Genomic DNA, 12,218 nt, shown 5'->3' on the forward strand with positions numbered 1-12,218 from the left:
GCTGACTTACGTACCTCTTTGTACGGGTCAGCAAAATTCATACCCTCCAGACCGCCTAGCCGCTGGCGGCCAAAGGGGTCTTGTGCGGCATGACGATCCGGCGCCGCGCAGGCGTCAGCCGCGCCAGGAGGGCGGCGCTCGGAAGCATGTCATGCCGGAAATAGCCCCAACTGGGGCCATAGCGATAAACGGTCATCCGGCGCTGGCCGGGATTGGTGCGGCGGGCCGAGCCGTGCATGATGGCGTCCACGAACATCAGCGCGTCGCCAGCCTTGAGGTGAACCTCGACGGCGCCGGCGATACCGTCCACCGAAGTCTGCTCGTCGCGCTTGTCGACATCCACAGTCTGGGGATGGCGCAGATTGGATTTGTGGCTGCCGGGGATGACCATGGTGGCGCCGTCACCCGGACCGATATCATTGAGGGCAATCAGCACATTGACCTGGCCGCAATGAAACCTGCCCGCGTGGAAGCGGTATTGAGTGCGGATGGTGCCGACATGACCGCCCGAATGCAGGCGCAGCGCCTGGCCGGGGCCACGCAGCGATGCGAAGCACTCGTCGATGAAGGCGGGGCCGTGGTGGCCGTCAAAGTTCTCGGGGTCGTCCGAGCCGATGAAGTGCACGGCCTTGGCGAACCAGGACGGATGATCGATCAGGTTCTCCCAGACCGGACCGGCCTCATAGACCTGCTGCAGGACGAGGCCTTCCTGGCGAGCCGGGTCGTTATAGAGGCGCACATTGTCGTGCCAGCCATCGCCGGTGAAATCCTGATGCTGGTCGAGCGTGACATTGCAGGCGGTCACCTCGGCGGGTGACAGCGCGCCGGGGATGACCAGAAAACCGTTAAGGTCGAACAGGTAGCGCTCGAGATCGGTGCAAGCTGCACCCGGCGCCGTACCGGTCACCATCCCTTCCTCCCGCACTCTCTCGCCCTCTACCTGGGCGATGTTGATGCGGTGCTGCTGGGAAGGATCGTCCCGCCAACCGCGACCGCACGGTTGAGATCATTTTGCGGGCAACTCAGAAGGTCGATACGAGCAACTGTCCGTTGGTTGGTTCGGTCAGACAGCAGACGTACCGCGTAGCTCACGCTTTACCACATACCCTGGCTGGGCCCATGGGGCCCATGACGTGTCTCCGGCCGTTCCTGAGAGGTTTACCCCACTCAGATTGAGCACAAGATTGTCTTATCTTCCATACAAGTCAATAGGGTAGAGCAGCCATGGCTCGGCCAGCGACCCCGCGATAGGGGCTGTCGTCAGCAAATCCGGATCGGGCCGGCTTCGCGGAGCTGTTGCTTAAGAGCCCGGCACCGCAGCAATTTATTGCGCGATGCCGGACAAGAACGCATTCGCACGCTTTGAGAACGCGCGCTCGCAATGCTAGGTGAGCGGCCATGAAAATCCTGGCGCGTATCTTGCCCCATATGGTGGCCGTGAGCCCCGCAGAGCGGCTGCGGGCAGCCATTGGCGCGTTCGTGGGCATTCTGGCGACGGCGGGCGTTACGGCGCTGGCGCTGGGACAGGGGCCGGCACTGCCGCTGCTGATGGCCCCGATCGGCGCGTCCGCAGTATTGCTGTTTGCGGTTCCGGCCAGTCCTCTCGCCCAGCCCTGGTCGATCCTCGTGGGCAATTGCCTGGCGGCACTTGTCGGGGTGACGTGCGCACTGCTGCTCGGTGGCACGCCGATTGCCGCGGCGCTGGCTGTCTCTATCAGCATCGGATTGATGTTGACCTTCAAATGCCTACATCCGCCCAGCGGCGCCGTGGCGTTGACGGCCGTCATCGGAGGACCTGCAATCCTCGAACTGGGCTATGGCTTCGTTGCCTGGCCAGTCGGGATCAATTCGTTGCTGCTGCTGCTCGCGGCGATGGCCTTCAACCGGCTGACCGGCAAGGACTATCCACACATGCCGGCGGCCAACCCGGTGGCGGAGAGCAAAGTGCTACCCTTTGCGCCCCGAGTGAGCCTGGGGATTTCCGTGGAAGACCTCAAGACGGTCATTCGCGAGCGGGACGAGGTGGTCAGCGTCGACCCGGCCGATATCGAGGACATGATCGAACGCGCGGCCCTGCTGGCCTTTTCGCGCCGCTCAGGCGGGATCACGGCAGGCATGGTGATGTCGCGCGACGTGGCGCGCGTGCAGCCGGGCACCTCGTTACGGATTGCACTGCGTAGCCTGCGGACGCATGGCGTCAAGGCGCTGCCGGTGGTCGATGCGGAAGGGCTTGTGGTGGGCATCCTCACCCAGACCGACCTGCTGGAAAAGGCCGAATGGGGGCCGGTGCATGCGTCTTCGGGCCTCGGGTGGCGGCTGCGCTCGATGTCCAATTCGGACAGACCGCTGCGCGGCAAGGTGCGAGACGTGATGACCAAGGACGTGGCGACCGTCACCGAAGCCATGCCGATTGCACTGGTGATGCGGCTGATGCTGGATTCGGGTCACCACCACCTGCCGGTTGCCGCCGATAATGGCGCGCTGCAGGGCATGGTGACCCAATCGGACCTCATTGCCGCGCTGTTCGGCAGCGACGCCTTCGAGCAGGCGCTGATCGCCTGAGACCCGGGCGCGCTTTCCCCCTAACGGGCGGGATTGACCAGCACCCTGCCCTTCACCTCGCCCTTGAGGATTTGCGCGGCTTTATGCGGCAGCGCTTCGAGCCCGACCTCCTCGACATTGTCACCATAGGCGCCGAAGTCGAAGATGCCGGCGAGGCGGGACCAGGCGGCCATACGCGCATCGAAGGGCTGCATAACGCTGTCTATACCGGCGAGTGTCACGCCGCGGAGCAGGAAGGGCAGCACATTGGTGTTGAGGTTGATCCCCGCCGCATTGCCCAGACTGGCAACGGCGCCGCCGTAGGCGATCTGGCGCAGCAGCTTGCCAAGAATATCGCCGCCCACACAGTCGATGGCAGCGGCAAAGCGGGCGGTTTCGAGCGGCTTGTCGGGCTGGGCCATGAATTCCGCGCGATCGATGACGCTGGCGGCACCGAGGGATAGCAGCATGTCGGCGTGCTGGGGCCGGCCGGAAAGCGCGGCCACGGTGTAGCCGAGGCGCTTTAGCATGGCCACCGTAATGGACCCAACGCCACCGGCGGCGCCGGTGACCAAGATATCGCCGCTTGATGGCTTGATGCCCTCGGCTTCCAACCGGTTGATGGCCAGCATGGCAGTGAGACCCGCCGTGCCCATGATCATGGCGTCGCGCGCCGTGAGGTTGACGGGCAAGGGCACCAGCCAGTCGGCCTTGACCCGGGCTCGCTGGGCATAGCCGCCCCAATGCGCCTCCCCGACGCGCCAGCCGGTAAGTACCACCGCATCACCCGAGCGGTAGCGGGAATCACTGCTGTCGAGCACCGTACCGGCGAAGTCGATACCCGCGACATGGGGATAGGTCCGGACCAGCCCGCCCTGCCCGGTGAGGCAAAGTCCATCCTTGTAGTTGAGGCCCGCCCAGGCCACGTCGACAGTGATGTCACCTTCAGGAAGGCGATCATCGGACAAGGACTGGACGGATGACGCGATGGTTCCGTCTTCGGCCTTTTCGGTGAGCAGGGCGCGAAAGGTCATGGGTTTTCTCCACTTGTGCCATCCAGGTGACAGCGACAGCATGGCGCAAAGCGGTGGCAGGCGAAAGGCTTACCCCGCCGCCTCGGTGGCCGCGATAGCGGCCATGTTGACGATGCCGCGCGAGGTCACGGTGGGCGCCAGGATATGCGCGGGTTTTGCCGTGCCCATCAGGATGGGGCCGATATGGAGGCCATTATTGAGCTCCTTGAGCAGGGTCATAGAGAGATTGGCGGCCTCCAGATTGGGGAAGATCAGGAGATTGGCTTCGCCTTTGAGCACTGAATCGGGGATGTAGCGCTCGCGCAGTTCGGCGTTGACAGCAAGATCGCCTTGCATTTCGCCCTCGACCACCAGATCGGGCGCGGCAAGCTTGAGACTGTCATAGACCGTCCGCATCTTTTCGCTGCTCTCGCCGTCGCGCGAGCCGAAATTGGAGTAGCTCAGCAGCGCCGCCTTGGCCTCGATATTGAAGCGCTTGAGGTGATCGCGGGCCTGGAGGGCGATGGAGACGAGTTCGTCGGCGCTGGGGTCGATATTGGCATAGGTGTCGGCCAGGAAGAACACGCCGCGGTTGAGGATCAGCATGGAGAGCGCCGATAGCTGGCGCGCGCCCGGGGCGATGCCGATGACCGAGTGGATGTCCCGGGCATGCTTGATGAACCGACCCTGCAAGCCGCAGATCAGCGCATCGGCATCGCCGCGCCGCACCCCGAGGGCGCCGATCACGGTGGTATTGGTGCGCACGATGGTGCGGGCGGTGTCGGGCGTGACGCCCTTGCGGCCGACCAGCGCATGGAAATCGGCGACATAGTCGCGATAGCGCGGATCGTCCTCGGGGTTGATGACCTCGAAATCTGTGTCCGGCCGGATGGTGAGGCCGAAGCGTTCAAGACGCGTTTCAATGACCGATGGACGGCCGATGAGAATGGGCTTGCCGATGCCCTCTTCAAGAATGACCTGGGCGGCACGCAACACGCGCTCGTCTTCGCCATCGGCGAAGGCGATGCGCTTGTCGGCGGCCTGCGCCCGCTCGATCATGGGCTTCATCACCATACCTGAGCGGAAGACAAAGCGGCGGAGCGTGTCGCGATAGGCGTCGAAATCGGTAATCGGGCGAGCAGCAACACCGGACTCCATGGCCGCCTTGGCGACCGCCGGAGCAATGCGCAGGATCAGCCGCTGGTCGAAGGGATTTGGGATGAGATAGTCGGGACCGAAGATGGCGGGAACGCCATGGGCCGTCGCCTCCAGCCCCGGCTCATGCGCAAGCTTGGCGATGGCATGGGCCGCAGCAGCCTTCATTTCCTCGTTGATGGTGGTGGCGCCGCAATCGAGCGCGCCGCGGAAGAGGAAGGGGAAACAGAGGACGTTGTTGACCTGATTGGGATAATCCGAGCGCCCGGTGCAGACCATGGCATCGGGGCGGGCCTCCTTGGCCAGTTCGGGCATGATTTCGGGGATGGGATTGGACAACGCCAGGATCAGCGGATTGGGCGCCATGTTCTTCATCATTTCGGGCTTGAGGGCGCCAGCCTTGGAGAGGCCGACATAGATATCGGCCCCGGCCATGACCTCTGCGAGCTCGGTCTTGTCGGTGTCCTGAGCGAAGGCGCCGCGCCAGCGATCGACGGAATTGTCCCGAGCCCTGGTCACCAGGCCCTTGCTGTCAGCGATCCAGATGTTTTCCCGCTTGGCGCCGACGGCGATGAGCATGTTCATGCAGGCGATAGCCGCGGCCCCTGCCCCGGAGGTCACGATCTTGACCTTGCCGATATCCTTCTTGACCAGCCGCATGGCGTTGATGACGGCGGCCGCCACGATGATGGCGGTGCCGTGCTGATCGTCATGAAAGACCGGGATATTCATACGCTCGCGCAGCGCTTCCTCGATCTCGAAGCATTCCGGCGCCTTTATGTCCTCAAGATTGATGCCGCCAAAGGTGGGTTCAAGCGGTGCCACGATTTCGATGAAGCGCGCGGGGTCCTGCTCGTTGACCTCGATGTCGATGCTGTCGATGCCGGCGAACTTCTTGAAAAGGACCGCCTTGCCTTCCATCACCGGCTTTGACGCCAGAGCGCCGATATTGCCCAGGCCGAGCACGGCGGTGCCATTGGATATGACCGCGACCAGGTTCCCCTTGGAGGTGTAGCGATAGGCGTTGGCTGGATTGGCGGCAATTTCCTCGCAGGGGGTGGCGACGCCGGGCGAATAGGCCAGGGACAGGTCACGCGTATTGGCCAGCGGCTTGATCGGCGTGATTTCCAGTTTGCCGGGCCGCGGGAATTCATGGAAATGCAGCGCGGCTTCCCGCAGGCTTGTCGCCTTGTCGTCGGACATCGATCTCTCCCTACCTTGGCTACGGACAGCACCCGCACCGCGCGCCGCGTCTTCGAACGGCAAATGTTCTCAAGAACAGGTCTGCCCAATCAAGCCAAGCTATGCCTTAGTCGCATTTCCGATGTAATCCAAAATTCGGGATCGAACCCAATATTGGGCTGTTTCTGATTGATCGGTTCAGTTTTCCTGATAGACAATTATTCTGTTGTCTCCCAAAAACGAGCTGTATTGCCCTCATGAGCCGCAATTTCCTTGTTATCGATCCTGAAGAAGACATCGAAGTCCTCAAGGGTCTGGCATCGCCAATCCGGGTCAAGATGCTCAAGTTGCTGCATATCGAGGGGCCGCTCAATGGCAATGATATTGCCGAACGCCTGGGGCTACCGCAGTCAACCGTATCGACGAATTTGCAGACACTTGAAGGCGCAGGCCTGATCCGGACGGAGACGCAAAAGGCCCGCAAGGGCAACCAGAAGATCTGCCACTCGACGTTCGACGAAGTGCTGGTGATGTTCAAGGATGACATCAAGCCATTGCGCGCCAACACGATCGAGGTGTCGATGCCGCTCGGGCTCTATACCAGTTGTGAGGTCTCGGCGCCCTGCGGGCTGTGCTCAACCGAGGGCATTATCGGGCTGCTCGATGTGCCCGATACCTATCTCGACCCGGATCGCATGAAGGCCGGGTTGATCTGGTTCACGCGCGGGTTCCTGGAGTACCAGTTCCCCAATAATGCCAAGTTGGCCCAAAACACTATTGAATCGATGGAATTTTCGCTGGAGCTGAGCTCGGAAGTGCCGGGAACCTCAGCGGACTGGCCCAGCGACATCACGCTTTCTGTCAATGGCACCGAGATCGGGACCTGGCTGTCGACCGGTGATTTCGGCGACAAGCGCGGCGTCTATACGCCGGACTGGTGGAAACTCAAGGGCAGCCAATATGGCAAGCTCAAAAGCTGGCGCGTGACCATGGACGGCACCTATGTGGACGGCATGAAGATCTCGCCGGTGTCCCTGCATGACCTGGACCTGGCCAATCACCACTCGATCCGCCTGCGTATCGCGGTCAAACCGGACGCCAAGCATCCCGGTGGCATCAACATTTTCGGCAAGGGTTTTGGCAATTACGATCAGGACATTATCCTGCGCCTGCAAACCACGCCCTGACTTGTCCCCGCCCGCGGCCGATCAGATATAGTTGTGAACCTCATGGTCGCCGATCCTGACCCGGCATCACAAAAATCATATTTTTGAGCTTGCACGGCCAGCGACCCACAGCTAAAACCGACTTAATGATATAAATCAGAAAAACGGAATTAGTGGAGGGGCTGGTGAAAGCGTCCGCGATTGCAAACAAGGATTACACGATCGCCAAAATTGACGATCGTGTCTATGGGGCCTTTCTGGAGCACCTGGGCAGGGCGGTCTATGAAGGCATCTACGAGCCGGACCATCCGAGCGCCGACAAGGACGGCATGCGCGGCGACGTGATCGACCTGGTCAAGAAGCTCAATGTGCCCGTGGTGCGCTATCCGGGCGGCAATTTCGTATCCGCCTATAACTGGGAAGACGGTATCGGCCCGCGCGAAGAGCGCCCGGTGCGCCTTGACCTTGCCTGGCACACTTCCGAAAGCAATGCGGTCGGCGTGCACGAGTTTGCGGATTGGTGCGCAAGTGTTGGCACCGAGATGATGCTGGCGGTGAACCTTGGTTCGCGCGGCGTCGACGAGGCCCGCAACTTCCTCGAATATGTCAATCATCCCGGCGGTTCCTACTGGTCCGACCTGCGCATCAAGAACGGGCGTAAGGAACCCTGGAACGTCAAAATGTGGTGTCTTGGTAATGAGATGGACGGCCCTTGGCAGGTCGGACACAAGGATGCCGACGAGTATGGCAAGCTTGCCGCCAACACGGCGCGGGCGATGCGCATGTTCGACAAGTCGCTAGAGCTGATCGTCTGCGGGTCATCGCATATGGACATGCCGAGCTTTCCCGACTGGGAGCGCATCGTGCTCGAGCATACCTATGAACATGTCGACCATATCAGCCTGCACATGTATTTCGCCAATCGCGACGACAATACGCCGAACTATCTGGGCCTGAGCGCCAAGCTGGACCGCTATATCGAGACAGTAGCGGCGACGATCAAGCAGGTGAAGGCAAAGAAGAAATCGAAGAAGGACATCTATATCTCCTTCGACGAATGGAATGTCTGGTACCATTCCAACAAGAAGGATCGCGAGATCCTGGATGGTGATGGCGGCTGGCCGCATGCGCCGGGATTGCTGGAGGACATCTACAATTTCGAAGACGTCCTGATGGTGGGGCTGATCCTCAACACCTTCATTCGCCGCTCGGATGTGGTGAAGATCGCCTGTATCGCCCAATTGGTGAATGTGATCGCTCCGATCATGACTGAAAAGGGCGGCCCGGCCTGGGCGCAGACGATCTACTATCCTTATTATTTTGCTTCGGTTTTTGGCCGCGGGACGGCGTTGCAACTGGTGACAAACTCGCCGGGCTACGAGACCACCCACGCCAAGGACACACCTTTTGTGGATATCTCCGGGGTGCATAGTGAGGAGGATGGCACGCTCAGCTTCTTCCTCGTCAATCGCCATACCAGCGAAAGCATCGAATCCGAAATCAGCCTACAAGGCTTTGGAAACGCTACGGTAATCGACCATCAGGTGATGACCCATCCCGATCTCAAGGCGGTCAATACGGCCGGCAAGCAGGATGAAGTCGCTCCCAGGAAGGGCTCTGGCGCCACGGTCGGCGGTGGCAAGCTCACCGTCAGCCTGCCGCCCTATTCCTACCAGATGGTTCGGGTCAAGATCTGAGGCCAGGCCGGGGTCCAGGACCCCGTTGATGAACGGACATGAGCAGCCATTTTGAGTGAGGCGCGCCCCGAAAAGGTGCCCCTTACTGCTTTTTGTATCATGGTAATGGATTTACATCAGAAAACGCATTGACAGTCGATTACCCCTAGTTAAGTATGACTTATCGAAGGGTTGAGGAGCCCTTTGGAAGGGAGCGCCAAAAGGTGTTCCACATGGGAGGAAATCAATGGACAGACGCAATTTTCTGATCGGCACGACCGCGGTCGGCGCAATCATGGCCGCCGGCAAGGGGCTGGCCTTCGCGCAGGAAGCCGAGGGCTCGGCGCCGGACCTGGCGCAGTTCCCGCGCAATGAAACTGTTATCGTTCACAACCCGGAAGGCACGATCCGCAATCCGGGTTGGTTCAACCTGTGGGCCAATGGCGGCGGCGGGCTGAGCACCGGTCTGCAGCAGCTGACGGCAGACACCTTCTGGTATATCGATCCGGATGCCGGCATACCGGAAGCCAGCGAGAACGCCATCTATTATTCCCTGGCGGAAGGCCCGTGGGAGTATAATGACGACTTCTCGGAAATGACCGTGAACCTGCGTAAGGGCATCATGTGGAGCGACGGTGTGGAATTCACCGCCGACGACGTGGTGTTCACTGTAGAAAAGCAGGCGGCAACGCCGGGCACCGGCTGGTATGGCGCCTTCTCGACGCAGATCGAGAGCGTGACGGCAGTCGACCCCTATACCGTCCACTTCGTGCTCAAGAATCCGAATTCGCGCTTCCACACCACCTTCTCGGTGCGCTGGAACGCCGCCTGGATCATGCCCAAGCATGTGTTCGAGGGCGTCGAGGACATCGTGGCCTTCGAGAACAACCCGCCGGTCAGCCTTGGCCCCTATACGCTGCATTCGTTCGATCCGAACGGCACCTGGTATATCTGGGAGAAGCGCGCCGACTGGGACAAGACCACAATGGCGCTGGTGGGCGAACCCAAGCCCAGATATGTTATCTACCGGAACAATATTTCGACCGACAATCGCCTGATCGAAATGCGCAACGGCAATCTGGACATGATCCACGACCTGTCGCCGGAAGGCACGTTCTCGATTGTGCAGCAAGATCCGGACGTGCAGGGCTGGTTCCCCGGCTTCCCCTATGCGCACCCCGATCCGACCCTGCCGATGGCGGTGTTCAACCTGCAGAACCCCAAGTTCCAGGACAAACGGGTCCGCTGGGCACTCACCCTCATGCTCGATGCGCGCGCCATGTCCATGGCGTCCTATCGCGGCGCGGCGACGCTTTCGGCAATCTCCATCCCGCCGACCGGCACGCATCCGCGCGATTATCACGCGCCGCTGCAGGACTACCTGGTCAATTTCGAGCTCGACACCGGTTCGCGCGTCATCAAGCCCTACGATCCGGATGTCGGCCTGCAGATCGCCGAAATGGTACGTCCGCAATTCGGTGACCAGGTTCCGACCGATCCTGAAGCGATCCGCAATTCGTTCGGCTATGGCTGGTGGAAGACCGATGTCCAGGCTGCCGAAGAACTGCTGACCGCCGCCGGTTTCACCAAGAGCGGCAACCAGTGGATGCAGCCCGACGGCACGCCATTCACGATCAGCGTGCTGGTCCCCCAGGAAGGCGTTATCAACCGTCTCGGCGTGATGATTGCCCAGAGCTGGAGCCAGAACGGCGTACAGGCTACGGCGGAAGTGGCCACGGACATCTGGGATCGTACCGGTGCGGGCGACTTCGAGGTGGAGATCGGCTGGGCCGTGGAAACCTATGGCGGTCATCCCGACCTGGCGTTCTTCCTCGACAGCTACCACTCGTCCTTCGTGGTGGAGCCAGGCGAGACCCAGCCGGGCCGCAACTGGATGCGCTGGAAAGATCCGCGCCTTGACGAGATCATCAACAAGGTTCGCGGCATCGACTTCAACGATCCGAAGGCCATCGAATACGGCCATGAGTTCGTCAAGCTCCACCTCGAGGAGATGCCGAACATCCCGATCATGTCCTACAACGTGTTCTCCATCCAGTCGAACCGGTTCTGGACCGGCTGGCCCAATGCAGAAAACCCCTATGCGAACCCGGTCACCAACTGGTCGAATGCGAAGTATATCTTCACGCAGATCAGCCCGGTCGAAGGCGCTTCCTGAGGTTCTCCCGGGAGGTCCGGCGCAAGCCGGGCCGCTCGGAGGGGCGTGCCTACGGCACGCCCCTCCTGTAATTTGCTCCCAGACGGCAAGACCGTGGGAGTGGCGAGCAGGCCGATGCAGACATCCCCACCTGCTTTATTCAATGGACCTGGCCAGAGGCCAGATCCTAGCCCGCTTCCCTCCGCACATGGGGAGGGTGATATCGTGATTATGGAGAGGCTGGGCCATTCGTCCGCAGGACTTGTGGTTGTCTCTCCTTAAATCGCTCTACCGGAGCGATTGCCCTTTCGGGACGGTTCGAAGATGCACGGTTATCTCTGGTTTGTCGGGAAGCGCCTGCTGCAATTGGCGGCGGTGATCTTCTTCGGCGTTTCTGCGACGTTCCTCGTGACGCACCTGTCACCCATCAACCCGGTCGAGGCTGCGCTAGGCCGCATGACGGCCAGATCCGTTTCCAATCCCGAAGCGATCACCGCGATGCGCGCGGCGCTGACTGAACTCTACGGGGTCGAAGAACCGATCTGGAGCCAGTACATCAATTTCTGGAGCAGGCTCGTGCAGGGCGATTTCGGCCCTTCGCTGCTGGCCTTCCCGACGCCGGCCATGACCCTGGTTATGCGCGCCCTGCCCTGGACAGTGACGCTGCTGACCCTGGCGACCCTGATCACCTTTGCGGTCGGCAATTTCATGGGTGGACTGGCCGGCTACTACCAGGACAACAAGTTCCTCAAGTCTTTTGGACTGGTTGCCATCGGCATCCAGCCGATCCCCTATTACGTGGTCGCTTTCATCCTGCTGATCGTGTTCGGCTTCCTGTGGCCGATCCTGCCGATCTCCGGCGGATTTGCGATGAATGTCACGCCGGGCATGAACTGGCCTTACATTTCGTCGGTCATCCAACACGCCACCCTGCCCGCCATGTCGCTGGTCCTCGTCGGCTTCGGCGGCTGGTTCCTGGGCATGCGGGCGCTGGTGAGCAATATCGTCACCGAGGACTATGTGACCTATGCCGAGTTGGCGGGCGTCAACCGGGGCACCATCGTGACTAGCTATGTGATGCGCAACGCCCTGGTGCCGCAATTGACCGCCCTAGCCATGGCGCTGGGCGGGGTGTTCTCCGGGACGGTGATTACCGAGCAGGTGTTCAATTATCCCGGGCTGGGGTCGCTGCTGATCGATGCGGTGAATGCCGGGGACTATTCGCTTGTGCTGGCGGTCGCGAGCGTTTCGGTAACGGCGGTCGCGGTCGCCATCTTCATCGTCGACCTGCTCTATCCCATTCTCGATCCACGCGTGCGGGCGGAGTAAG

Annotated in this window: 8 protein-coding genes; 5 read left to right on the plus strand and 3 right to left on the minus strand. The window is 61.1% G+C overall.

Going from position 1 to position 12,218, the window contains the following annotated elements:
- Positions 1-55 precede the first annotated feature (55 nt).
- Positions 56-910 carry a phytanoyl-CoA dioxygenase family protein gene (locus tag ACXYMS_RS06220; RefSeq protein WP_458904665.1) on the minus strand — a complete coding sequence of 285 codons (855 nt, stop codon included), beginning with the start codon at positions 908-910 and terminating at the stop codon, positions 56-58.
- A 488-nt stretch (positions 911-1,398) separates the two neighbouring features.
- On the opposite strand from ACXYMS_RS06220, the gene ACXYMS_RS06225 reads away from it, so the two are divergent.
- Positions 1,399-2,562, plus strand: a complete 1,164-nt coding sequence (locus ACXYMS_RS06225) for an HPP family protein (RefSeq protein WP_458904666.1) — start codon at positions 1,399-1,401, stop codon at positions 2,560-2,562.
- A 20-nt stretch (positions 2,563-2,582) separates the two neighbouring features.
- Here the strand turns inward: ACXYMS_RS06225 and ACXYMS_RS06230 are convergent, their stop codons facing one another.
- Complete coding sequence (locus ACXYMS_RS06230) at positions 2,583-3,575, minus strand: acrylyl-CoA reductase family protein (protein ID WP_458904668.1); 993 nt, start codon at positions 3,573-3,575, stop codon at positions 2,583-2,585.
- A gap of 69 nt (positions 3,576-3,644) precedes the next feature.
- Positions 3,645-5,912 (minus strand): NADP-dependent malic enzyme, encoded by a 2,268-nt coding sequence (locus ACXYMS_RS06235; RefSeq protein ID WP_458904670.1) that lies wholly within the window; start codon positions 5,910-5,912, stop codon positions 3,645-3,647.
- Positions 5,913-6,148: 236 nt separating this feature from the next.
- Here ACXYMS_RS06235 and ACXYMS_RS06240 point away from each other — a divergent pair, with 236 nt between their 5' ends.
- The 4 genes from ACXYMS_RS06240 to ACXYMS_RS06255 all read left to right on the plus strand — a co-directional run bounded on the left by ACXYMS_RS06240 (position 6,149) and on the right by ACXYMS_RS06255 (position 12,217).
- Positions 6,149-7,078: an ArsR/SmtB family transcription factor gene (locus tag ACXYMS_RS06240; RefSeq protein ID WP_458904672.1), complete on the plus strand. Its 930-nt coding sequence runs from the start codon at positions 6,149-6,151 to the stop codon at positions 7,076-7,078.
- 164 nt (positions 7,079-7,242) lie between these two features.
- On the plus strand, positions 7,243-8,754 hold the full coding sequence (gene arfA / locus ACXYMS_RS06245) for an arabinosylfuranosidase ArfA (RefSeq protein WP_458904674.1): 1,512 nt from the start codon (positions 7,243-7,245) through the stop codon (positions 8,752-8,754).
- 274 nt (positions 8,755-9,028) lie between these two features.
- The gene (locus tag ACXYMS_RS06250) at positions 9,029-10,909 is read left to right on the plus strand and encodes an ABC transporter substrate-binding protein (RefSeq protein ID WP_458905917.1); all 1,881 of its coding nucleotides are present in this window, start codon (positions 9,029-9,031) and stop codon (positions 10,907-10,909) included.
- Between the two features lie 303 nt (positions 10,910-11,212).
- Positions 11,213-12,217 carry an ABC transporter permease gene (locus ACXYMS_RS06255; RefSeq protein ID WP_458904676.1) on the plus strand — a complete coding sequence of 335 codons (1,005 nt, stop codon included), beginning with the start codon at positions 11,213-11,215 and terminating at the stop codon, positions 12,215-12,217.
- Position 12,218: the final 1 nt, after the last annotated feature.

Source organism: Devosia sp. CAU 1758 (assembly GCF_054482695.1).